General features: G+C 72.5%; 18 protein-coding genes. 10 read left to right on the top strand and 8 right to left on the bottom strand.

Features of this window, described 5'->3' with window-relative positions:
* Positions 1–23 precede the first annotated feature (23 nt).
* The 4 genes from PS467_RS37165 to PS467_RS37150 form a co-directional block, all read right to left on the bottom strand.
* A complete protein-coding gene (locus tag PS467_RS37165; protein ID WP_311038930.1) occupies positions 24–2,126 on the bottom strand; it encodes a xanthine dehydrogenase family protein molybdopterin-binding subunit in 2,103 nt (700 codons plus the stop codon).
* Positions 2,123–3,121: an FAD binding domain-containing protein gene (locus PS467_RS37160; protein WP_311038929.1), complete on the bottom strand. Its 999-nt coding sequence runs from the start codon at positions 3,119–3,121 to the stop codon at positions 2,123–2,125. The genes PS467_RS37165 and PS467_RS37160 overlap by 4 nt, the downstream gene beginning before the upstream one ends.
* Positions 3,118–3,714, bottom strand: coding sequence for a 2Fe-2S iron-sulfur cluster-binding protein (locus tag PS467_RS37155; RefSeq protein WP_311038928.1), 597 nt, complete (start codon positions 3,712–3,714; stop codon positions 3,118–3,120). Before PS467_RS37155 ends, PS467_RS37160 begins: the two co-directional genes overlap by 4 nt.
* Before the next feature lie 104 nt (positions 3,715–3,818).
* Positions 3,819–4,904: an NAD(+)/NADH kinase gene (locus tag PS467_RS37150; protein ID WP_311038927.1), complete on the bottom strand. Its 1,086-nt coding sequence runs from the start codon at positions 4,902–4,904 to the stop codon at positions 3,819–3,821.
* A 174-nt stretch (positions 4,905–5,078) separates the two neighbouring features.
* Between PS467_RS37150 and PS467_RS37145 the strand changes: the two genes are divergently transcribed.
* Positions 5,079–6,416 carry a radical SAM protein gene (locus PS467_RS37145; RefSeq protein ID WP_311040078.1) on the top strand — a complete coding sequence of 446 codons (1,338 nt, stop codon included), beginning with the start codon at positions 5,079–5,081 and terminating at the stop codon, positions 6,414–6,416.
* Between the two features lie 12 nt (positions 6,417–6,428).
* On the opposite strand, the gene PS467_RS37140 is transcribed toward PS467_RS37145, so the two are convergent.
* Positions 6,429–8,312, bottom strand: coding sequence for an APC family permease (locus PS467_RS37140; protein WP_311040077.1), 1,884 nt, complete (start codon positions 8,310–8,312; stop codon positions 6,429–6,431).
* A 350-nt stretch (positions 8,313–8,662) separates the two neighbouring features.
* Between PS467_RS37140 and PS467_RS37135 the strand changes: the two genes are divergently transcribed.
* The 4 genes from PS467_RS37135 (at position 8,663) to PS467_RS37120 (ending at position 14,218) form a co-directional block, all read left to right on the top strand.
* Positions 8,663–9,871 (top strand): cation diffusion facilitator family transporter, encoded by a 1,209-nt coding sequence (locus tag PS467_RS37135; RefSeq protein ID WP_311038926.1) that lies wholly within the window; start codon positions 8,663–8,665, stop codon positions 9,869–9,871.
* A gap of 76 nt (positions 9,872–9,947) precedes the next feature.
* Complete coding sequence (locus tag PS467_RS37130; protein WP_268976056.1) at positions 9,948–10,190, top strand: hypothetical protein; 243 nt, start codon at positions 9,948–9,950, stop codon at positions 10,188–10,190.
* Positions 10,191–10,277: 87 nt separating this feature from the next.
* Positions 10,278–10,982: an HAD family hydrolase gene (locus PS467_RS37125; protein WP_311038925.1), complete on the top strand. Its 705-nt coding sequence runs from the start codon at positions 10,278–10,280 to the stop codon at positions 10,980–10,982.
* Between the two features lie 119 nt (positions 10,983–11,101).
* The gene (locus PS467_RS37120) at positions 11,102–14,218 is read left to right on the top strand and encodes a glycoside hydrolase family 2 TIM barrel-domain containing protein (protein ID WP_311040076.1); all 3,117 of its coding nucleotides are present in this window, start codon (positions 11,102–11,104) and stop codon (positions 14,216–14,218) included.
* 57 nt (positions 14,219–14,275) lie between these two features.
* On the opposite strand, the gene PS467_RS37115 is transcribed toward PS467_RS37120, so the two are convergent.
* The gene (locus PS467_RS37115; RefSeq protein ID WP_311038924.1) at positions 14,276–15,520 is read right to left on the bottom strand and encodes an FAD-dependent monooxygenase; all 1,245 of its coding nucleotides are present in this window, start codon (positions 15,518–15,520) and stop codon (positions 14,276–14,278) included.
* 80 nt (positions 15,521–15,600) lie between these two features.
* On the opposite strand from PS467_RS37115, the gene PS467_RS37110 reads away from it, so the two are divergent.
* The 3 genes from PS467_RS37110 (at position 15,601) to PS467_RS37100 (ending at position 17,968) form a co-directional block, all read left to right on the top strand.
* A complete protein-coding gene (locus tag PS467_RS37110; RefSeq protein ID WP_311040075.1) occupies positions 15,601–16,179 on the top strand; it encodes a TetR/AcrR family transcriptional regulator C-terminal domain-containing protein in 579 nt (192 codons plus the stop codon).
* 123 nt (positions 16,180–16,302) lie between these two features.
* A complete protein-coding gene (locus PS467_RS37105; protein WP_311038923.1) occupies positions 16,303–16,947 on the top strand; it encodes a diguanylate cyclase in 645 nt (214 codons plus the stop codon).
* Between the two features lie 4 nt (positions 16,948–16,951).
* Positions 16,952–17,968, top strand: coding sequence for an SMP-30/gluconolactonase/LRE family protein (locus PS467_RS37100; protein ID WP_311038922.1), 1,017 nt, complete (start codon positions 16,952–16,954; stop codon positions 17,966–17,968).
* Here the strand turns inward: PS467_RS37100 and PS467_RS37095 are convergent.
* Both PS467_RS37095 and PS467_RS37090 read right to left on the bottom strand, forming a co-directional pair.
* Positions 17,947–19,293, bottom strand: coding sequence for a S1 family peptidase (locus PS467_RS37095; RefSeq protein ID WP_311040074.1), 1,347 nt, complete (start codon positions 19,291–19,293; stop codon positions 17,947–17,949). The genes PS467_RS37100 and PS467_RS37095 overlap by 22 nt on opposite strands.
* Positions 19,294–19,467: 174 nt before the next feature.
* Positions 19,468–20,943, bottom strand: coding sequence for an FG-GAP repeat domain-containing protein (locus PS467_RS37090; RefSeq protein ID WP_311038921.1), 1,476 nt, complete (start codon positions 20,941–20,943; stop codon positions 19,468–19,470).
* Positions 20,944–21,210: 267 nt separating this feature from the next.
* Between PS467_RS37090 and PS467_RS37085 the strand changes: the two genes are divergently transcribed.
* Positions 21,211–22,749 (top strand): Rieske 2Fe-2S domain-containing protein, encoded by a 1,539-nt coding sequence (locus PS467_RS37085; protein ID WP_268976050.1) that lies wholly within the window; start codon positions 21,211–21,213, stop codon positions 22,747–22,749.
* A gap of 216 nt (positions 22,750–22,965) precedes the next feature.
* Positions 22,966–23,940 carry a DMT family transporter gene (locus tag PS467_RS37080; RefSeq protein ID WP_311038920.1) on the top strand — a complete coding sequence of 325 codons (975 nt, stop codon included), beginning with the start codon at positions 22,966–22,968 and terminating at the stop codon, positions 23,938–23,940.
* Positions 23,941–23,984 lie beyond the last annotated feature (44 nt).

Below are 23,984 nucleotides of genomic sequence, written 5' to 3'. Positions count from 1 at the left end.
AGCGGCACCGGCCGGGCGGTGGCTCAGCGGGCGGGCAGTCCCGCCCGGACCCGCTCCAGGGTGATCGGCAGATCACGGACCCGCGCCCCCGTGGCGTGGTACACCGCGTTCGCGATCGCCGCCGCCGTGCCGACGATGCCCAGCTCCCCGACGCCCTTGCTGCCCATCGGGTTGAGCTCGTCGTCGTCCTCCTCCACCCAGTGCGCCTGGATGTCCGGCACATCCGCGTTGGCCGCGATGTGGTAGGTGGCAAGGTCGTGGTTGGCGAAGTCACCGAACCGCGGGTCCACTTCGAGGCCCTCGTGCAGCGCCATCGACAGCCCCATGCACATGGCGCCGCGCAGCTGCGAACCCGCCGTCCGGGGGTTGATGATGCGTCCGGCGGCGAACATCCCCAGCAGCCGGTCCACCCGTACCTGACCGGTGTCGGCGTCCACCCGCACCTGGGCGAACTGGGCGCCGTAGGCGTGGCGCGAGAAGTCCCGGCGCGCCGCGACGTCCTCGGTGGTGTCCGCCCGCTCCTCCAGTCCGCCGGGCGGGATCGCGCCGGCGGACTCGTCGAGCCGCTTGGCCAGCGCCCGGCACGCCTTGGCCACCGCCCATCCCCAGGAACTCGTGCCCATCGAGCCGCCCGCGAACGGCGCCTGGCCGTAGGCGCTGCGGCCGATGTCGAGGGTGACCCGGTCGATCCCCACCCCGAGTTCGTCCGCCGCCACCTGGGTCAGCGCGGTACGGGCCCCGGTGCCGATGTCGGCCGCGGCGATCCGTACGGTGAAACCGCCGTCCGGCTCGACCCGGGCGGTCGCGGTGGCGGGCCAGGTGATGGCGGGGAAGAGGGACGCCGCCACTCCGGTGCCGACCAGCCAGCGCCCCTCCCGGCGGCGCCTCGGCGCGGGGTCGCGGCCCGCCCAGCCGAAGAGCGCCGCGCCCTCGCGCAGACAGGCCACCAGATTGCGGCTGCTGAAGGGGTGGCCGGTCTCGGGGTCCACCGACGGCTCGTTGACCACTCTCAGCTCGATGGGGTCCATGCCCAGCGCCACGGCCAGCTCATCCATCGCGCTCTCCAGCGCGAACATCCCGGGCGCCTCGCCGGGGGCCCGCATCCACGAGGGCGTGGGCACGTCCAGCTGCGCCAGGCGGTGGGTGGTGCGGCGGTGGCGCGCGGCGTACATCACGCGGGTGGGGGTGGCCGTCTGCTCGCAGTACGGGGCGAGTGTGGAGCTCTGCTGGAGCGCGTCGTGCCAGACGGCGGTGAGCCGTCCGTCCCGTTCGGCGCCGAGCCGGATGCGCTGGAGGGTGGGTGTCCGGTACGAGACCATGGTGAACATCTGCTGCCGGGTGGCCGCCACCTTCACCGGCCGGCCCACCGCGCGGGCGGCCAGCGCGGCGAGCACCGTGGGCGGGCGGGGAACCGCCTTGGAGCCGAAGCCCCCGCCGGTGTGGTCGGCGACGACCCGTACGGCGCCCTCGGGCAGGCCGAACAGCCCGGCCAGCGTGGCGGCCGTCATCCAGGGGCCCTGGTCGCCGTTGTAGAGGGTGAGCGAGTCCTCGTCCCAGACGGCGATGGTGGCATGCGGTTCCATCGCGCTGGTGTGTTCCGGGGGCGTGGTGTACGTGGCGTCGAGGACGACCGGCGCGGCGGCGAGGGCGGCCTCCACATCGCCGCTCTCCGTATGCCCCGGGTAGCCGCCGTTGACCGTGTCGGGGACGAAGATCCGCGGATCGCCGTCCGTCAGCTCGGCGTCGTGGTCGGCCACGTCGTACTCGACCCGTACGGCCGCAGCGGCCTGAGCGGCCGTCTCGTAGGTGTCCGCCACCACGGCCGCCACGATCTGCCCCCGGTAGGCGATGTCGGCGGACTGGAGAACGGCGAGTTCGGGGTCGTCGACCGGGTGCAGCCGGGGTGCGTTGTGGCTGTCGAGCACCGCGACCACCCCGGGGAGGGCGTAGGCCGCGCCGGTGTCGACGGCGCGCACCCGGCCGCGCGGGACGGTGGACTGCACCGCCAGCGCGTACAGGGCGTCCGGCACCGGGTACTCATAGGCGTACAGCGCGGTACCGGTGACCTTCTCCCGTCCTTCGACGCGGGTCACGTCCGCGCCCACGGTCCGCTGGAGCGTGGTCATGGCCGTTTCCCTTCCACCAGGTCGCGCACGGTCGAGGTGATGAGATCCACGGCGAGGTCGATCTTGAACGCGTTCTGCGGCAGCGGGCGCGCCGGGGCGAACTCGGCCCGTGCCGCCTCCCGCAGCGTCTCCTCGGCCGGCCGCCGGCCGGTCAGCAGCCGCTCGGTCTCGCGGGCCCGCCAGGGGCGGGTGCCCACTCCGCCGAGCGCCAGCCGGATCTCCCGCAGGGTGCCGTCGGTGTCGGTGGCGACCACGGCGGCCACCGACACCAGCGCGAACGCGTAGGACCAGCGGTCGCGGACCTTGCGGTAGACCATGGCGGCGCCCTCGGGGGGCGGTGGCAGCTCGACCCCGGTGATCAGATCGCCCGGTTGCAGCACCGTCTCGCGGTGCGGGGTGTCACCGGGCAGCAGATAGAAGTCGTTCAGCGGCACCGCACGAGGGCTGCCGTTCACCCGCCGCAGCTGGACGACGGCGTCGAGCGCGGCCATCGCCACCGCCATGTCGGAGGGGTGGCTCGCCACGCAGGCGTCGGAGGTGCCGAGCACGGCCAGATCGCGGTGCAGGCCCTGGACGGCCGAACAGCCGGTGTCCGGCCGCCGTTTGTTGCACGGTTTGGTGACGTCCTGGAAGTACACGCAGCGGGTGCGCTGGAGGAGGTTGCCGCCGGTGGTGGCCACCGTCCGCAGCTGCCCGGAGGCCCCCGACAGCAGCGATGCGGCCAGTGCCGGGAAGCGCGCGCGGACGCCGGGGTCACCGGCCAGCCGGCTGCCCGGGACCAGCGCGCCGATGAGCACACCGCCGTCCGGGCGGTGCTCGATGGTGTCGTACGGGAGCCCGGTGATGTCGACGACCATGGCGGGCTCGGTCACCCCGAGCTTCATCAGGTCCACCAGGTTGGTGCCCCCGGCGAGATACACCGCCTCGGTGGAGTCGGCCACCAGGGTGGCGGCGCTCTCGGGGGCGGTGGCGCGTTCGTAGGCGAAGGGCTTCATCGCACCCCGCCTCCCGTGCCCGTGGTGGCGCGGGCCGGCACCCCGCCGCCGTCGGCCCCGGCGACCTCGCGGATGGCGGCCACGATGCCGGGGTACGCCCCGCAGCGGCACAGATTGCCGCTCATCCGCTCCCGGATCTCCTCGGCGTCCAGGCCGCCCGGCGCGCCGGCTCCGGCCGCCATGTCCTTCGTGACGTGGCTGGGCCAGCCACGGGCGGCCTCGGTGAGCGCGCCGATCGCGGAACAGATCTGGCCCGGTGTGCAGTAGCCGCACTGGAATCCGTCGTGTTTGAGGAAAGCGCGCTGGAGCGGGTGGAGTTCCTCCGGGGCGGCGAGCTCCGCGACACCCTCGATGGTGGTGATGTCGCGGCCCTGGGCGGCCACGGCGAACACCAGGCAGCTGTTGACCCGTTCGCCGTCGATCAGAACGGTGCAGGCCCCGCACTGCCCGTGGTCGCACCCCTTCTTGACCCCGGTCAGCGCCAGATGTTCGCGGAGGGCGTCCAGCAGCGTCACCCGGTGGTCGAGGGTGAGGGGGCGGTCGGCGCCGTTGACCCGCAGCGTGAGATCACTGTGAAAGGCGTGAGCTGTCACCTCCTCAGCCTCGCACCGCGGTGGACACCCCGCATCCTCGGCCTGGCATCGGGGTGGGCACCCCACGTCCTCGGCCTGGCATCGGGGTGGGGCACCCCGCGTCCTCAGCGCCGGTCGCCGCGTCCCGGCTCCGGTGGCTCGCCGGGAGCCGGCGGCAGCCGCAGATGGGCCAGGTCCGCGGGGACCGGGGAGCGAGGGCGGTAGAACGGCGGGGCCGGGTCGGCGGCGGGCGAATCGGCCAGCCGGAAGCGGTCCCGCAGCCGGTGGTAGAACCGCGTCGGCGCGAGCCGTACCAGCCGCAGCCGGTCCGGTGCCCGGTAGGCCGCCACCCAGTCGCCCGGCTCCAGCACCCCGCGCAACTGCCCGTCGAGGCTGACCGCCACCCGCCCCGAGGTGGGCAGCACCCGCACGGCGACGGCCTCGTCCACCGCGGCCACCACGGTGCGGTCGAAGGCGATGTGCGGGGCGACCGGGGTGAAGACGACCGCGTCCAGGTACGGGGAGACCACCGGCCCGCCGGCCGCGAAGCTGTACGCGGTGGAGCCGGTCGGGGTGGCCACGATGACCGCGTCGGCCGAGTACGAGGCCAGCAGTTGCCCGGAGATGTACACGCCCAGCCCGGCCTGGCGGTCGCGGGCGAGCTTCTCGAAGACCACGTCGTTGACGGCGACGGCGTCCAGCGGGATGCCCCAGCCGACCTGCTCGGGGCGGCTGCCGGGGCGGACCCTGGGCGGGGGCAGGGCGGGGCCCCGCCCGTAGCGCAGCAGCGCGTCCATGCCCTCGGGCAGCTCCAGCGGCCGGGACGCCCGCAGGGTGAGCAGCATGCGCTCCTCGACCGTGTGGCGGTCGTCGTGGACGGCGTCCAGCGCGTCCGCCACCTGGTCGGCGGTGATCTCGGTGAGGAAGCCGACCCGCCCCACGTTCACGCCCAGCGCGGCGGCCCCGTTCCCGGCCGCGATCCGGGCGCCGCGCAGAAAGGTGCCGTCGCCGCCGAAGGTGACGACCAGATCGGGATGGCCGGCGGCCGCGGACTCCTCCTGGGCGCTGCGCCGGGGCCGGTCGCCGCGCCAGACGTCGAGTTCACAGCAGGGGATGCCATGGGCGGCGGCCCAGGCGTGGGCGGTGCGCGCCCCCGCGACGGCGGTGGGGCGGGCCTGGTGGACGACCAGGCCGAGCCGGTTGACAGCCATGGCCCTTCCACCGTAGACGGGCCGGGTCCGGACCGCCCACCGGACCGCCCACCGGGACCGCCACCCGGACCGCGCGCCCGGACACCCACCTGGACCACCCCCCATATCGAACGTTCGTTCTGATCTAAGGTGTTGTCAGCAAAAGTGTCGACGCAGCCGGGGATGGTGCAGCAGATGGAGAGCCAAGGGCGTACCGCGCTGGTCGAGGACCTGATGGGGCGTTTCCCGCAGGTGCCCCGGGAAGCCGTGCTCAAGGAGGACCTGCTGCGCGGCGGGATGGCCTTCGACGAGTCCGCGCTCAGCGGCAACGAGGACGGCGACGTCAAGCCGAAGTCGTACTTCATCTTCTCGTTCGACCACCGCACCCTGCCGGAGCTGGGCGCCGCGGCCCTCAACCGGCCGCCCGAGGAGATCGTGCTCACCGGCGGGCCGTACGAGCTGCGCCGCACCGTGGTGTCCGTCCGCGTCAACCCCGCCTCGCCGTATGTGGTCCGGGCCGGGGAGGACGGTGCGCTGGGCCTGTACCTGGACGGTGCGCGGATCGCCGATGTGGGGCTGCCGCCGATGCCGGACTACTACCGCCACACCCTGTCGAACGGCAAGTCGGTGATGGAGGTCGCGCCGACCATCCAGTGGGGCTACCTGGTCTATCTGACGGTCTTCCGGGTGTGCCAGTACTTCGGCGCCAAGGAGGAGTGCCAGTACTGCGACATCAACCACAACTGGCGTCAGCACAAGGCGGCCGGCCGCCCCTACACCGGAGTGAAACCGGTGGAGGAGGTGCTGGAGGCGCTGGAGATCATCGACCGCCATGACACCGCCCGCACCTCCCAGGCGTACACCCTCACCGGCGGGGCGATCACCTCACAGGTCGGCGGCCGTGACGAGGCCGACTTCTACGGCCACTACGCGAAGGCCATCGAGGAGCGCTTCCCGGGCCGGTGGATCGGCAAGGTGGTGGCGCAGGCGCTGCCCAAGGAGGACGTCCAGCGGTTCCACGACTACGGGGTGCGCATCTACCACCCCAACTTCGAGGTGTGGGACCGGCGGCTGTTCGAGCTGTACTGTCCGGGCAAGGAGCGCTACATCGGCCGTGACGAGTGGCACCGCCGGATCCTGGACTCGGCCGAGGTGTTCGGCGCCCGGAACGTGATCCCCAACTTCGTCGCGGGCGTGGAGATGGCCGAGCCGTTCGGCTTCCCTTCCGTGGCCGAGGCGATCGCCTCCACCGCCGAAGGGCTGCGGTTCTTCATGTCGCACGGTGTCGTGCCCCGGTTCACCACCTGGTGCCCCGAGCCGACGACACCGCTGGGCAAGGCCAATCCGCACGGCGCTCCGCTGGAGTACCACATCCGGCTGCTGGAGACCTACCGGGCGACGCTCGAGGACTTCGGGCTGACCTCGCCCCCCGGATACGGCCCGCCGGGACCGGGGCGGGCGGTGTTCTCGGTCAGCTCGTTCATGGACAGCCTGCCCGCCGAGGACCCGGAGCCGGAGCCGGCCGCGTCCTGAGGCCGGGCCCCCTCAGCCGACGTGGACATGGGGGCGGCGGCCGCGGTCGGGTTCGGCCTCGCGCAGGACCTCACGGGTGACGGGGGCCACCTCTCCCTGGCCGAAGAGGAAGAAGCGCAGGAAGTGGGCGAGCGGATTGCCCTCCGTCCACTCGAAGTAGATGTGCGGGCGCTGCCCGGTCATGTCCCGTACGTACAGGAGCAGCGCGGCCAGCGCGTTGGGGATGGTGGCGCTCTGCATGGTCAGCACGCGGTAGCGGCCGTGCGCCACCTCCCCGTGCACCAGCAGTTCGCTCTCGAACTCGGACGGGTCGGCGACGGTGACCTCGACGAAGATGATGTCCTCTTCGGGCGGGATATCGTTGTCCGCCCGGATCTGATGCTGCTTCTCCCGGTATTCGGCCAGGTCACGGCGTTCCGGCTTATTGGCGATCAAGCGGATTCTGCGGTGCGCGGTGTCGCGGACGAACCGCTCGGCCAGGGGGTCGAACGTCACGCTGGTGACCCGTAGCTCGAACGCCCGGACGGCCCGGGACAGCAGCGATACGGCCAGGATGCCCGCGATGAAACAGGCGCCGATCTTGACGCCGTCGGGCCGCTCCACGATGTTCACCCCGGTGGTGTAGAGGAAGATCACCGAGATCACGCCGAAGCCGAGGGTCCAGCCGCGCTGCCGGGCGCGCCGCGCGGCGATGGTGACGGCGATGGCGGCGGAGGTGATGAGCACGAGCACACCGGTGGCGTAGGCACCGCCCTGGGCGTCCACATCGGCCTCGAAGATCCAGGTCACCACGAAGGCGATGGCGATGAACACCAGCACCATGGGGCGGACCGCGCGTGCCCAGTGGGGTGCCATGCCGTAGCGCGGCAGATAGCGGGGCATCAGATTGAGCAGTCCGGCCATGGCCGAGGCGCCGGCGAACCAGAGGATGGCGATGGTGGAGGCGTCGTAGACGCTGCCGAACGCCGAGCCCAGGTACTCGTGGGCGAGATAGGCCAGGGCACGCCCATTGGCCTGGCCGCCCGGTTCGAACTCCCGCTGCGGGATCAGCAGGGTGGTGATGAAGCTGGAGGTGATCAGGAAGATGCTCATGATCACCGCGGCGGTGGTCAGCAGCTTCTTGGCACCCCGGATGCGTCCGGCGGGACGCTCCTCCACATCGCCCGGCCTGCCCTCGATATGCGGCATGACGGCCACGCCGGTCTCGAACCCGGACAGGCCCAGGGCCAGTTTAGGGAAGATCACCAACGCCACCCCGACCATCACCAGCGGACTGCCGCGCTCGGCGACCAGCGCCTGGGACCAGTCGGGGATCACCCGCGGCGCGGTGAACACATGCCACAGCCCGACCGCCACCACGGCGGCGTTGAGCAGCAGATAGGCCGCCACCAGCACCATCGCGATCCCGATGGCCTCGGTGAACCCCTTCAGGAACACCACGCCGAGCAACCCCACCAGGATCAGGGTGACGGCCACCTCATGGCCGCGCAGGGTCCCGGTGAGATGGGGATTCTCCACGAGGTGGGCGGTGGCGTCGGCGGACGAGAGGGTGATGGTGATCAGGAAGTCGGTGGCCGCGAAGCCCAGCAGGGTGAGGACGAACAGCTTGCTCCGCCAGAAGGTCAGCAGCCGCTCCAGCATCGCGATCGAGCCCTGGCCGTGCGGGCTCTCCTCGGCCACCCTGCGGTACACCGGCAGCGCGCCCACCAGTGTCACCACCACCAGCACCACGGTGGCGAGCGGGGAGAGCAGCCCGGCCGCCAGGGCGGCGATACCGGGCTGGTAGCCGAGTGTGGAGAAGTAGTCCAGACCGGTCAGGCACATGACCCGCCACCACGCGTGGCCCCGGTGGACGCCCTCCGGCTGGGCATGCGGACCGGGCTGACGCTTGGCCATGTCGGACAGGCCCTCCAGCAGCCAGGCGCGCAGCCGCTGCCGCGGCCCGCCGCCTGGCCCGCCGTCGGAGGCGGCGCCGCCGCCCGAGGTGGAGGAGACCACCGGGTGCTCCCGTCGTACAGGACAAGGTTTCGGCCATCGGTGAGACCCTTCGGTCAGCGTATGCGGCCCGGCCCGCCGCCACCCGGCCGGTGCGGCCGGCCGTAGGACATCGCGGGCGCGCTTCCCCGGCGGGCGTGCCACGATTGAGCTCCCGCCATCGGGACACACGCCATGGGGACAGGCCGTCCGGCCGTCCCCGTGCGGGGAGGGCCACGGCACGACCTTCCCGCCTACGGAGTCTTCCGCCGATGAGCCGTTCCGCACCCCACCCTTCCGGCCGGCCCGGCACACCGCGTATCCCGGACACCCCGGGTACGCCGGACACGCCGCGGACACCACCGGATACGCCGGACGCGCCGCAGCACTCGCGCGCCCCGGACAGGTCACGCGCCCCGGACAGGTCAGGCGGGCCGGACAGGTCAGGCGGCCCGGACAGGCACGACGCGTCGGGGGGCAAGGACGCCAGGACGGCGGTCACCGTCTTCGTCGCCCTCGGCGCCAACCTCGTCATCGCGCTGGCCAAGGCGGTCGGCGGGGCGTTCGCCGGCTCCCCCGCGCTGCTCTCCGAGGCCGCCCACTCCGTCGCGGACAGCCTGAACGAGGTGTTTCTGCTCGCCTCCCTCAAGCGCAGCAGGCGGGCCCCCGACGAACAGCACCCCTTCGGCTACGGCAAGGAACGCTACTTCTGGGCGCTGCTGGCCGCCGTCGGCATCTTCGTCATGGGCGGCTGCTTCTCCTTCTTCCAGGGCGCCGAGGCGCTGAGCGCGGGCGGCTCCGAGGACCACAGCGGCTATCTGGTCGGCCTCGCGGTCCTGGGCGTGGCGCTCCTCGCGGAGGGCTCCTCGCTGGTCCGTGCGCTGTTCCAGGTCCGCGGCCACGCCCGGGAGACGGGCCGCTCCCTGGTGGCCGAACTGCGCGCGGGAGACGACCCCACGCTGCGCACCGTCCTGGCCGAGGACTCCACCGCATGTCTGGGCGTGGTCTTCGCCCTGGCCGGCATGGGGCTGCACATGGTCACCGGCGACGCGGTCTACGAGGCCACGGCCTCGTTCCTGATCGGCGCGCTGCTGGTCTATGTGGCCTACCGGCTGGCCAAGGAGTCGCGCGGGCGGCTCATCGGCGAGGCGATCGACCCGGCCCAGCGCCGGGAGCTGCGCCGGTTCCTGACGGGTCAGCCCGAGATCGACACCGTGACCACCCTGCTGACCATGCGTCTGGGCAACGATTCGACGCTGGTGGCGGCCCGGGTCGACCTCGTCCCCGGGCTCGACAGTGAGGAGGTCGAGGAGGTCCTGGTGCGCGTCAAGAAGGCGATGACGCGGCTGTGGCCGCACGCCGACCAGATCTTCCTCGATGTCACCGATGCCTCGGCCCGGGACCGGGCGCAGGCACGGGAGGACCTCCGGGCGCTCGACGAGACGGTGGCGGCCGAGGCACGGGAGGACCGCGAGGGGTGAGATTGGCCCCGGCCGGCCTGGGTACCCGGTGAAGACCAGCCCGCGACAAGCCAACTCATGTACGGAGGCAGAACTGATGGGCCTGGGCGGTTGCATATTGATGATTGCGGTGGGAGGCATTCTCACCTTCGCCACCGACTGGAACGCCAACGGCTTCAACGTCCCCTTGGTGGGCCTGATCCTGATGGCCGTCGGCATCATCGGGACAGCGGCGTATGTGAGTGTCTACAAGCGTCGGCGCATCGTCGAGCCGACCGCCGTGGCTCCCCCCGTGGTCGACGATCCGGATCATCACTCCCGGCACCACCACCACTACTGAGTGCCGGTGCCCCTTTCCTCACGAGGTGGCCCCCGCCGCGGGTGGGGGCCACCTCGTCGTCGTACCGACTGCCCCCGGGAGGACACGATGAGCGGCGAACGCACCGCTGACACCGCAGGCAGGGACGCCGGTGGCCGCCGGGCCGCGCTGTTCGACGTGGACGGCACGCTCGTGGACACCAACTATCTGCACGCCGTCACCTGGTGGGAGGCGATGCGGCAGGCCGGGCACACGGTGAGCATGCGGGAGATCCACCACACCATCGGGATGAGCTCCGGCAAGCTCATGGACCGTCTGCTGCCCGAGGACCGGGACCGGTCGCGGGACGAGCGGATCAGCGGTGCGCACAAGGCCCTGTACGCGGAGTACTTCCCCCGGCTGCCCGCCCTCGACGGCGCTTCGGAGCTGCTGCGCACCCTGGCCGGCAACGGCTGGTACGTGGTGCTGGCCAGCTCCGCCTCGAAGGACGAACTGGCCGCGATGCGCGCGGCGATCGGCGCCGACGAGGCTCTGGGAGCCGTGCTCAGCTCCGATGACGTCGGGGAGGGCAAGCCCGCGCCGGACCTGGTCGAACAGTCCCTGGAGCGCGCCGGGGTACCGGCCGGGGACGCGGTCTTCGTCGGTGACACCGTGTGGGACATCGTGGCCTGTGGGAAGGCCGGGGTGCGCAGTATCGCGCTGCTGTCCGGCGGCATCCCCGCCGAGCTGCTGCGGGAGGCCGGTGCGGCCGAGATCTACCGCGATCCCGCGGATCTGCTCCGGCAGCTGGACGACAGTGCGCTGGGGCGCTGAGTGACTGCGGGCCTCTTGACAGTCCCCTGTTCGAAACCGTCAGAATCTGTTGCGCGAAGGGGGGTGTTGTGGTCGATCCCCGTCGTAGTCGAACATAATCGAAGAGAATGGGGATCGCGATGGCGGTCACTCGCAGATCGTTGCTGATCGCAGGCACCGCCGCGCCGATGGCCGGAACCCTGGTCCCGGCCGGTCCCGCGCATGGCGCCACCGCGTCCCGCGCCCTGGGAGGACGGACCATCCCGCTCACCGACGGCTGGCGATTCGCCCTCGTCAACCCCGGCGGGATCACCGATCCGACCGGTGCGTACGACCAGGCCCACGATCCGGCGTACGACGACTCGGACTGGCGCGAGGTCGCGGTGCCGCACGACTGGAGCATCGAGCTCACCCCGACCACCGACCACGGCACCAGTGGCGGCACCGGATTCCTGCCCGGCGGGCTCGGCTGGTACCGCACCGCCTTCACCCTGCCGCGCGCCCTCGCGGGCAAGCGGATCTCCGTGGAGTTCGACGGCGTCTACATGGACTCGTCCGTGTACTGCAACGGGCGGCTGATCGGCGAGCACCCTTATGGATACACCGGCTTCGCCCTCGACCTCACCGAGGTGGTCCACACCGACGGCGCCACCCCCAACGTCCTCGCCGTCCGCGTGCGCAACCGGCTCCCCAGCAGCCGCTGGTACTCGGGCAGCGGCATCTACCGCCACGCCCGGCTGGTCGTCACCGACCCGGTCCACGTCGCCCGGTGGGGCACCCGTGTCACCACCCCCGACCTGGCCACCGCCCTGACATCCGGGCACGCCACGGTGCGGGCACAGACCCTGGTGGTCAACGAGGGGGCCGATCCCGAGCCGGTGACCGTGGTCTCCACGGTCAAGGACCCCGACGGGCACACCGTGGCCCAGGCCCGCTCCACCCTCACCGTCGGGGCGGGTGACACCCGTACCGCCACCCAGGAGCTCAGGGTCGACCGGCCGCGGCTGTGGTCGTTCGACACCCCGCACCGCTATGTGCTGGAGACCGAACTGCGGGTCGGCCAGGACACCACCGACCGGTACCGCACCCCCTTCGGGCTCCGCCATGTCACCGTCGACCCCGACCACGGGTTCTCGCTGAACGGCGCCTACGCCAAGCTCCAGGGCGTCGACCTGCACCATGACCTGGGCGCGCTCGGCGCCGCGGTCAACGCCGACGCCGTGCTGCGCCAGCTGACCATCATGAAGAGCATGGGGGTCAACGCCCTGCGCACCTCCCACAATCCGCCCGCACCGGAGGTGATCGACGCCTGCGAGCGGCTCGGCATCGTGATGCTGGTGGAGGCGTTCGACTGCTGGCGGACCGGCAAGAACACCTACGACTACGGGCGCTTCTTCGACGAGCACTGCGAGGCGGACATCACCGAGATGGTGTACGCCGCCCGCAACTCCCCCGCGGTCGTCATGTGGTCCATCGGCAATGAGATCCCCGACTCCACCAGCGCGGCCGGGCTGGACATGGCCCAGCGGCTCATCGACGCCGTCCGCGCGGCCGATGACACCAGACCCGTGGTGATCGGCTCGGACAAGTACCGCACCCTGCCCGCCGAGGGCTCCCCCGCCGATCTGATGCTCGCCAAGCTGGACGGGCTCGGCCTCAACTACAACACCGCCGCTTCGGTGGACGCCCTGCACGCCCGCTATCCGCGTCTGTTCCTCTTCGAGTCCGAGTCCTCCTCCGAGACCTCCACCCGCGGGACCTACCAGGAGCCCGAACACCTCAACACCGGCGAGAACCACACCCCCGGCAAGCGCGAGACCTCCAGTTACGACAACAACCTCGCCTCCTGGACCATCAGCGGCGAGTACGGACTGAAGAAGGACCGGGACCGGAAGTTCTTCGCCGGGCAGTTCCTGTGGTCGGGCATCGACTACATCGGCGAGCCCACGCCGTACGACGTCTTCCCGGTGAAGGCGTCGTTCTTCGGCGCGGTGGACACGGCCGGCTTCCCCAAGGACATGTACCACCTCTTCAAGAGCCAGTGGACCAGCGAGCCGATGGTCCATCTGGTCCCCATGGACTGGACCGGCCACCGCGCGGGCGAGACCGTGGAGGTGTGGGCCTACTCCAACGTCGCCACGGTGGAGCTGTTCCTGAACGGCCGGTCGCTCGGGGTCCGCGAGTTCGACACCAAGAAGACCACCGACGGCCGCGCCTATCTGGAGACCACCGAGCCCACCGGCGACGACAAGACCGTCACCTCCGGCGCCTACCCCGGCAGCTACACCAGCCCGACCGGCAGCGCCGGAAAGCTCCACCTCACCTGGAAGGTGCCGTTCGCACCGGGCGAGCTGAAGGCCGTGGCCCGGCGCGGCGGCACGGTCGTGGCCACCGATGTGCTGCGCACGGCGGGCCGCCCGCACGCCGTACGGCTCACCCCCGACCGCGAGACCGTCGACGCCGACGGCCGCTCCCTGTGCTTCGTGACCGCCGACATCGTCGACGCCAAGGGCGTGGTGGTGCCCGACGCCGGCCACCTGATCTCCTTCAAGGTCACCGGAGGTTCCCTGGCCGGGGTCGACAACGGCCGCCAGGAGAGCGCCGAGCGCTACCAGGCCACCACCCGCACCGCCTTCCACGGCAAGGCCCTGGCCATCGTCCGCTCCGGCACCGAGGCCGGGCCCCTCACCCTCACCGCCCGCGCGGCGGGGCTGCGCACCGGCACCGCCACCGTCCGCGCCACCGGCGGGACATCGGAGCCGGTCACCCGCCCGGCGGCCCTCGCACCCGACCCCGGCCCCGGCGCCCGGGGCTATCCGCCGGCCGACGCGAGCTACTCGGGCGCACCGACGACCCTGCCCTCGGCCATGCTGGACGGCGACCCGGCCACCGGCTGGTCCAACGCCTTCCACAAGGCCGCCACGGCGCTGCTGCCCGCCTTCGACGGTGCCCGGAAGGCCGACTGGGTCTCGGTGACCTGGGAGGGGAAGCGGCGGCTGCGCCGTGTCGAGGTGTCCTTCACCGTCGACGCCACGCACACCCTGCCCGCCTCGATCGAGGTCTCGGCGTGGCAGGGCCACGCCTGGGTCCCGGTGCGCGGGGCGGCCGTCACCTGGGCCACCGCCTCCGACACCCCGACGGTCATCACCTTCGACCCGGTCCGCACCTCCCGGCTCCGGCTGGACCTCACCAGCCGTCACCCGGGCGCGGCGAACGGCGCCCAGCGCATCGTCGCGTTCGACGCCGCGGACGGCTGAGCGACGCGCCGTTTCCCCGGTCAGGACGGCCCATCGGTTCCGCCGCCCGCCGCCCTTTCAGCCGGCGCTGACCGGTGCCGGGTTCGCGGGGAGCCGCCAGTCGCCGCCGCGGTCCTCTTTCGCGAGGCGGGCGACGAGGTCGGGCACGCGCAGGAAGCAGGCGAGCGAGGCGGCGGCCTGGAACGCGTCGATCGCGCGCCGGGTCCTCGGCATGGCCAGGCGCAGCAGGCGCGGATTCACCCCGCCCTGGATGTGGTCGACGAAGGGGCGCAGCACGCTGTCGTAGTTCGCCAGCGCGGTCGGCAGGTCGTCGGGGTGCCGGTTGATCTCACCGGCCAGGACGTGCGCGCCGACCAGGCCGCCGGAGATGCCCATGCCGCTGTAGGGGGAGGCGCAGTGGGCGGCGTCACCGGCCAGCACCACGCGGCCCTTGGACCAGGTGTCGGTGCGGACCTGGACGACCTCCTGGGAGTAGAAGAACGGACTCGTCCTCATGCCCTCGATGAAGCGCTCGGTCTGCCATCCGGCGTCGCGGAACCTGGCGGCCCAGAACTCCTGCTGGGCCTCGACGGGCGCGCGGTGGATCGCCGAGGCCTCTTCGGATTCCTCCCGTAGGACGAAGTACACCTGGGTCTCGGTCGGGTTGTGGCTGCGGCGCATGATCTGGCGGCCTCCCGGGACCATGTAGGTGTCCCGGATGGTGCTGTCGGACGCGATGCGCGGGATGAACCAGTAGGCCATGTGGATGCCCAGCCGCCAGTACGGGTCGTATCCCTTGGGGAGAAGCGCTTGCCGGATGCGTGATCCCTGTCCGTCCGCGCCGACCAGGAGGTCGAATGCGCCGGAGGACCCGTCGGAGAAGTGCGCGGTGACCTCGTGCTCATCCTGCTCGAAGCCGTCCACGCTGGTGCCGAAGACGTACTCGGTGTCGTCCTTCGTCGCGTCGTTGAGGATGCGCACCAGGTCGCCGCGCATGATCTCGTACTCGGACGTGAGGGTCTGCCGGCCCTGTCCTGAGGTGTTGGCCATGATCGTCGCCCTGGCCTTGCCGCGGGCGTCGATGAAAGCGACACCCGCCTCGTCCACGAGCTTGGCGCGGACAGTGTCGAGGAGCCCCATCCGCTTGACGGCCTCGATGCCCTGCCCCCGGAGGTCGACCTGGGCCCCAGTGGCCCGCAGCGCCGGGAAGCGTTCGACAACGGTCACCCGGTGGCCGCCCCGCGTGAGCCAGTAGGCCAGAGCCTGCCCCGCGATGCCGCCACCGGCGACGAGGACCCGCAGCGGCCGCGATCCCTTTGTCATGCCCATCACCTCAAAAATCTATCAGTGAAAGATTCCTTTTCAGCGTCATCTATCAGCGATAGATTGTCAATGTGACCAAGATGAACCGTGAGACCGTCATCGCCGAGGCGCTCGGCCTGCTCGACGAGGTCGGGCTGGACGCCGTCAGCACGAGGCGGCTGGCGAAGCGACTGGGCGTCGAGCAGCCGTCGCTCTACTGGTACTTCCGCACCAAGAAGGACCTCATCGCCGCCATGGCGGAGGCGGCGATGGCCCCCCATGCGACCGCCCCGCTGCCGGCACCCGGCGACGACTGGCGCGACTGGTTCCTGGAGAACACGCGCAGCTTCCGGCGCACCCTGCTGATGCGCCGGGACGGCGCACGGCTCCACGCCGGCAGCACCCCCACCGGCGACCTCGACCGGCTCCGCCACAAGATGGACTTCCTCGTCGCCTCCGGCGTGCCCGAGCGGGACGCGCAGATGGCGATGCTGGCCGCCGGCCGTTTCACGGTCGGCAGCGTCCTGGAGGAGCAGGCGGACACCGGCTCCGCCGACGGCGCGGAACTACCGGCCGACATGCCGGTGATCGATCACGAGTCGGCGTTCGAGGCGGGCCTCGCCCTCATCCTGAACGGCCTGGTGCGGTGCACCGCACCGGGGTCCAGGACGCCCCGGTAGGCACACGCGTGGCCCCGATGGACGACACCGGCGCCACGCCGGGAGCCGGGGAGCCACCCGCCGCCGTTTGTGCGGGATACCAAGGGGGCACCCGGTTTTTTCCGACGTCGTGCTGGAGGCGAGATGACTGTTGCCCTTAGTCCGGTGGCCCGTGCGTGGCGGCGGTGGCGGCGGCCCCGCGATCTGCGGGTGCCCCGGACCCCCGTGGACGTCGAGGACGCCAACCGGCGGTTCCTGATGTACGGGGTGATGCCGCTGTGGTTCGTCCCCGCGGTGGCCGACTGGCTCATGCACCGGCGGACCAGGATCGAGGAGACCTCGGGCACCCGGGAGTCGGCGGTGCACGCCCTGATGATGACGGAGGCCGGCGTCCCCGTCGCGATGGCGCTGCTCGCCCGGGTCAATCCGCTGGTGCTGTCGGTGATGGGAGGAGCCGCCGTCGCCCACGGCGCCACCGCGCTGTGGGATGTCAGCCTGGCCACCGGCGAGCGCGAGGTGCGGCCGGTGGAACAGCACATCCACAGCTTCCTGGAGGTCCTGCCACTGTCGGCGATGGCGTTCACCTGCTGTCTGCACTGGGACCAGGTGCGCGCCACGCTGCGCGGCGGGGACCGGCCCGAGGACTGGCGGCTGCTGCCCAAGGACAACCCGCTGCCCGCCCGCTACCTGGCGGCGATCGGGCTCGGCATCGGCGCCTTCGTGGTGCTGCCCTACGCCGAGGAGATGCGGCGGTGCGTCAGGGCCGCCCGCGCCCGCAAGGCGGTATGAGCCCATGCCGCGACCGCGCACCCGGCCGGCCACCGGGGCGGCCGAACCACTGCCGTGTCCGCGGGTGCTGGCGCCGGAGGCGCACGGGCCCGAACACGTCACCGTCGACGCGCGGGGCCGGATCCTGACCGGGACCGCGGACGGGGCGATCCGGCGGCTGACGTTGTCGCCGGCCCGGGGGCTCGTCCGCTCCGAGGTGCTCGCGCACACCGGCGGACGGCCGCTGGGCCTGGCCCCCTGCCCCGACGGCGGACTGCTGGTGTGCGACGCGCGGCGCGGGCTGCTGCGGGTCGGACCGGACGACGGGTCCGTCACGGTGGTCGCCGACCAGGTGGCCGGGCGACCGCTGCGGTTCTGCAGCAATGTCGCCGCGGCGGCGGACGGCACGGTGTACTTCACCGTGTCCAGCCGCCGCCACGGCCTGGAGGACTGGCTGCGCGACATCCTGGAGAACACCGCCACCGGGCAGTTGCTGCGGCTGCGGCCCGGCGGCCGGCCCGAAGTGCTGCTGGACGGGCTGCGGTTCGCCAACGGGGTCGCTCTCGCCGCGGACGAGTCGTATGTCGCCGTGGCCGAGAGCGGCGCCTACCGGATCAGCCGGCTGTGGCTGACCGGCGGCCGGGCCGGTGAACGGGACGTCCTCGCCGACGATCTGCCGGGCTTCCCGGACAATCTCACCCGCGGCCCCGGCGGCCTCCTCTGGGTGGCCCTCGCCGGGCCGCGGGAGCCCGCCATGGAGCTGCTGCAGCGCGCGCCCGTGCCACTCAGGAGGGCGGTGGCCCCCGTCGTCGCCAGGGTCCGGCCGCGCCCACGGCCCACGGTGCGCGCCCTGGCGTTCGGCCCCGACGGCCGGGTCGTGCGCCACCTGGTGCGGCGCCGGGCCCCGTACCGGACGGCCACGAGCGCGTGCGCGTATCGCGGCCTCCTCGTGCTGGGCAGCCTCTTCGAACGGGGCATCGCGGTCTGTACGTTGCCGCCCAGGGAGGACGCGCCGCCGGCTCATCCCCCTCCGGTGGAGTAGCCGCGGCGGCGACGGCGCCGGGGCCGGACGGTCAGTGTGGACAGCAGCCCGGCGAAACCCACCACGACGACGGCCGGCCCGGGGCCGAGGCTCCGGGCGTAGGCCACGACCTCGTCGAGCGTCCAGACGCCGTCACCGGTCCCGGATGCGCCGGAGGCGGACGCGGCGCCCGCCGGGCCGCCGGGAGCGGCGGGGGCGGCGGACGGGTCGGTGTGCCGGGCCCTGTCGCCCGGGATGGTCACCCCGAGCGCCGACAGCGCCTCGGTGACGGGCTGGAAGAACGTCACCCCGCCCCGGGTGCAGTCGCCGCTGCCACCGGAGGTCACACCGAGCGCCACGCCCTGGGCGAACAGCGGGCCCCCGCTGTCGCCGGGTTCGGCGCACACGGTGGTCCGGATCAGCCCGGTCACCGTGCCCCCGGGGTAGTTGACCGTCGCGTCGAGCCCGGTCACCTCGCCCGAGCGGAGCCCGGTGGTGCTGCCGCCGCGGAACACCTCCTGGCCCACCACGGGGTCGGCGGCACCGGTGATCCGCACCGTCCGGCCGCCGCCGGCGTTCACCACGCTACTCCGGTCCAGCGAGGTGTTCTCGTACCGCACCAGTGAGAAGTCATCGCCCGGGAAACTGCTGCGGACCGTGGTGCCGATGCCGGTGGAGCCGCCGCCGTCGGTGAACCAGCGGGTCCCGGTGGGGCCGCAGTGTCCCGCCGTCAGGATGAACCCGGTCCGGCCGTCGGTGACGTTGAAACCGGCCGAGCAGCGGCTGCCACTCGTGAACATGGGGGCGGCACCGGCGGTTCTGGTGGTGAAGGAGCCCGTCGTCCGCCGGGTGCGCACCTCGTCGCCCACCGCCGCGGCCAGGTTCCTCACCCTCGACCAGCCGGCGCGGGAGACGGTGCTGTCGCCGATCACCACGACCCGGTTGGCGCGCGGGTCCACCAGCCACGCGGTGCCCGCCACCCGGGGCGCCGAGCGCAGCTTCCGGGTGGCCGAGTCCAGCTGCGCCATGCTGTAACGGACCCGCTCGGCCCTGGCCCCGGCCCGGCTGACCTCCTCCGCCGCCGTGTCGTCCGTCACCGCGACCACCGGGCGGCCGTCGGCGCCGATCCAGTTGCCCGCCGTACGGGAGGTGCCGAGCCGGGACACCAGCCGTCCGCCCACGTCGTCCGTCGCCCGCGCGCTCAGGGGCCGCGAGCCGCCGCCCCCGGCCGTCCCGTGGGCCGCTCCGCCCGGCCCGGCCTGGGAGACCATCACCCCGCCACAGACCAGGGCCCCGACGGCCGCCCACCGCACGAGATCGCGCACGCCCCGCCGCATGTGCTTCACCACCCTGCCTCCTCACGTCGATCCGGCCGGGGCCTCAGACGGCGAAGGCCCTCCCCCTCGTACGCAAGGAAGCGGCGTCCTGCTCACGCCCTGGGCGGATCGTGCGTCCCGGGCTGATCGTGAGCGTCAGGCGGACCGTGAGCGTCAGGCGGCACGGCGGCCGCCGGGGCGGTGTCAGCGCCGGTCGTCGTAGGGCGCGCTGGTGAACACCACCTTGTCATCGGTGCCGTCGGTCACCCAGAACCGTTGCGGCTTCTCCCCGTAGAGCGCGAAGAGCGCATCCGGCCCCCAGGCCAGCACCACCTCGTCCTTGCCGTCGTGGTCGAAGTCGCCCGCGCCGTAGAGCTTGACGGCGCGCCGCTTGTCCGGCACCTTGTGGCCGTCCACGCGGGCCGGGACGGTCCGGTTCAGGGTGCGGCGGTGGGCGATCTCCCCGGGGGCGTCGGGGCGGATCGTCAGCAGCTGGGTGCCGCCGGTGCGCAGCGAGACGGCCAGTTCATCGGTGCCGTCGCCGTCGGTGTCGGCCGCGGCGAGGACATCGCCGCCCAGGGCGGGGATCTTGATCGGCGCAGGGGTCGATCCGGCCGTGCGCTGGGTGTACACGCTCACCGAATGGTCGACGTCCGCGGGCTCGGTCTCATAGCCGGGTTCGTCGTTGCGGGTGCCGGTGTCGGCGACCGCCACATCCCGCTTCCCGTCGCCGTCGAAGTCGCCGAAGGCGATCGCGTTGCCCTTGCGGAGGGTGCGGCCGGTCTCGGCGAGGCCGTCCGGGCCCGCCGTGAGCAGCGCGGATTCCATCTGGTCGTCATCGCCCTGGGCGTGCACCACCAGATCGGTGGGGCGGTCGCCGTCGATCGCGTCGGCGTACAGCCTGGCGATCTGGCCGCTCGTGCCGAGCGGGTTGGCGTAGGTCGCGGTGCGGGCGGCCTCGCCGTCGCGGCCGAACGGGCCGTACAGCACATGGAAGTCCTTGCCGCTCTGGCGTACGGCGGCCAGGTCGTGGTGTCCGTCCCCGTTGAAGTCACCGACCGCCAGGGGCTGGGAGCTCTCCAGCCCGTCGTCGGCGTCGGTCAGCCGGACCGGAGTGGCCGAGGCCCCCCGGCGTGGCCCCTCGGGGCCGCCCCAGGTGATGTAGGGGAGCGTCTGGGTGGTGATGTGGACGCGCTCGGTCCCGGCCGGGTCGCGGTCCTTGGTGGCGGTGGCGATCACATCGGCGTAGCCGTCGCCGTCGAGGTCGGCGGTGGTCGCGGACCGCATCTCGCCCATGTCGCGGTCCTGCCCCCCGGCGCCGGTGGGCAGGCCGAGCCCGGCACGGTCGAGCACGGTGCGGACGGCGGGGTCGACGCCCTTCGCCGAGCCGTACACGTAGGCGATCCGGTGCAGTCCGCCGAACTCCTCATCGGAGGCCAGCGGGATTCTGAGCTCGGGGTGGCCGTCGCCGTTGAGGTCGTCCGGAAGTGCGCTGCCCTCGCCACGGGTGACGGGAGCGGTCGCGGTGGGGGTGACGACGGGTGCGGCCGTGCTCTTCCCGGCCCCGTCGCCACTCCTCTCCTCGTCGTCGCCACCGCCACCGCCGCACGCGGTGAGCAGCGCCAGCGCGGCGGCGCAGAGGGTGGCGGCGGGGCGGAGCCTGGTGCTGGGGGATGCCATCACGCCACGACAGCGCATCCGGTGCGGATACGCCAGAGGAGAGATCATTTCGTTACGGCCGGCTCCCCGGCCGGCGGGCGTCCGCGGCGCGGACGCCACCGGCCGGCGCGGCCGGGGTCGGTCAGGGCCGAAAACCCTGATCTCACATCGGCGTGACCCGGGTGGCGGATGCCGCCACCCGGCAGGCGCAGCCGCGGATGCACACGGCCACGAACCCCGACACGGTGGAGACATCCGACATCGCCGACCGGGTTGAGGTGCTGTGGTATGCGTGTGACCGGACTGGGGCATGCTGGACTGTTCATCGAAACCGCGGCGGGGTCGGTGCTCTGCGACCCGTGGGTCAACCCCGCCTTCTTCGGCTCGTGGTTTCCGTTCCCGGACAACACCGATCTGGACTGGACGCACTATGGGCGCGCGGCGGACTATCTCTATGTCTCGCATCTGCACCGGGACCATTTCGACGTGGAGAACCTGCGCCGGAACGTGCGCAAGGACATCACCGTGCTGCTGCCGGCCTTCGCCACCGATGAGCTGGAACGCGAGCTGAGCGGGCTGGGGTTCAGCCGCTTCCTGCGCACCCGCTCCGGTGTGCCGGTCGAACGCGACGGGTTGCGCATCATGATCACCGCGCTGACCGGCCCCGGGGACGGGCCCATCGGCGACTCGGCGCTCTCGCTGGACGACGGCCGCGTCGTCCTGCTCAACCAGAACGACGCCCATCCGCTGGACATCGCGGCGATCCGGGAGTTCGGCGAGGTCGACGCGTACTTCGTGCAGTTCTCCGGCGCGATCTGGTACCCGATGGTGTACCAACTGCCGCTCTCCGCCAAGAAGGAGTTCGCCGCACGGAAGCGGCAGGGCCAGTTCGACCGGGCGCTGCGCTACATCGACGCGGTGGAAGCCAAGCATGTGTTTCCCAACGCGGGTCCGCCGTGCTTCCTGGACGACGAGCTCTTCGAGCACAACGGCACCGGCCGGGACGGCGAGAGCATCTTCGTCGACCAGCTGGAATTCCTGCGCGAGCTCGGCCGGGCGCGCCCGGAGGTGACGGCGCATCTGCTGCTGCCGGGGACGGTGGCGGAGCCGGAGGGCACCGCGTGCAAGCTCACCCACCGCTACACCGGCAAGGAGATCGAGCGCATCTTCGGCGACAAGCGCGCGTATCTGCGGGACTTCGCCCGCCGGCAGCGGCCCGCGCTCGCCGCCGAGCGTGCCTCGCGCGCCCCGGCGCTGCCGCGCGAGCGGCTGCTGACCGAGCTGAAGCAGTGGTGGGAGCCGCTGTTGACCAGGGCCGACCGGATCTGCGCCGGCGTCGGCGGCCCCGCCCGGCTGGACGTGGGCGAGGTGCCGATCGTGATCGACTTCCCGGCGCGGGAGGTCCGCCTCTGGGACGGTGAGCGCTGCCGCTACACGCTGTCCACCTCGGCCGATCTGGTGGCCACCAACATCGCGCGGCGCGAGGCGGACTGGTCCAACAGCCTGCTGCTGTCGATGCGGTTCACCGCCAGCCGGATCGGGCCCTACAACGAGTTCCTGTACGTGTTCTTCAAGTGCCTGTCCATGGAGCGCATCGAGTACGTGGAGAACTACTACGACTCATGCCAGGACGACGGCCAGGACATCGTGCTGGACGGCTGGCGGGTGCAGCGGCGCTGCCCCCATCTGCGCGCCGACCTCAGCCGGTTCGGGCAGATCGAGGGCGATGTGCTCACCTGCACCCTGCACGGCTGGCGGTACGACCTGTCCACCGGCCGCTGTCTGACCTCGGACGGACACGACATCCGCGCCTCGGCCGCGCCGTAACACATCCGCGGCCCGCGCCCCCGTGGGAACCGGCCGTGGCGGCGGCGCCGCCACGGCCCGGCGTGGTGTCCGACGGGCCCGCTCGCTGGCGGCATCTGCCGGCGAGCGCCGTCCGGCGGGCCCCGCCCGGTGTGACGGCCCCGGAGGCGCGGGCGCCGGGGCGGGCCGTGGAAACTTCGTTGAGCACCGAAAACCCCACGTCCTACGCTCGGCGCCATGACGTTTCCACCGGACGCCGGCCGCTCCCGGCAATGGCCCGCCGTGGCCGCGGCAGGCATCACCGTCACGCTGTGGGCCTCGGCCTTCGTCTCCATACGCAGCGCCGGGGAGGCCTACTCCCCCGGCGCCCTGGCGCTCGGCCGGCTGCTGGCCGGGGCGCTGGTGCTGGGGGCGATCAGTCTGGTGCGGCGGGTGGGGTGGCCGCCCCGGGCGGCCTGGCCGGGCATCGCCTGTTCGGGGGTCCTGTGGTTCGGCCTCTACATGGTGGTGCTCAACTGGGGCGAGCGGGAGGTCGACGCCGGCACCGCCGCGATGGTCGTCAACATCGGGCCGCTGCTCGTCGCGCTGCTCAGCGCCCGGCTGCTGGGCGAGGGGCTGCCGCGCCCGCTGCTGGCGGGCATGGCGGTGTCCTTCGCCGGGGCGGTGGTCGTGGGGGTGTCGATGTCCGGCTCGGGCGACGCGTCCGTGCGGGGGGTGTTGCTGTGCGTACTGGCCGCGGTGTCCTACGCCGGTGGTGTGGTGTCCCAGAAGCCGGCCCTGCGGCACGCCGGGGCCCTCCAGGTGACCACCTTCGGCTGCCTGGTGGGGGCGGTGGCCTGTCTGCCGTTCGCCGGCACGCTGGTGACCGAGGCCGCGCGGGCACCGCTGTCCGCGACGCTCAACATGGTCTACCTGGGGCTCTTCCCGACCGCCCTGGCCTTCACCACCTGGGCGTTCGCCCTGGCCCGCACCACCGCGAGCCGGATGGGCGCCACCACCTATGTGGTTCCGGCGCTGGTGGTGCTGATGTCCTGGCTGGCCCTGGACGAGGTGCCGGGCCCGCTCACGCTGGCGGGCGGCGCGCTGTGCCTGGCCGGGGTGGGGATCTCCCGCCGCGGGTCCCGCTCCGCACGGTCGACGGTCGTGGCGGCGCGACCGGCCGCCCCCGTCGCCCTCGACCCGCCGGAACGCGGCCGTGAACCGTCGATCTGACCGCCATGTCCGACTGTGACCGGTATCGCAGGGTAAGAGTGCCG

Origin of the sequence: Streptomyces luomodiensis (assembly GCF_031679605.1) — a bacterium.
In the GTDB taxonomy this organism is placed as follows: domain Bacteria; phylum Actinomycetota; class Actinomycetes; order Streptomycetales; family Streptomycetaceae; genus Streptomyces; species Streptomyces luomodiensis.
This window is presented reverse-complemented; position numbering and strand designations above follow the sequence as displayed.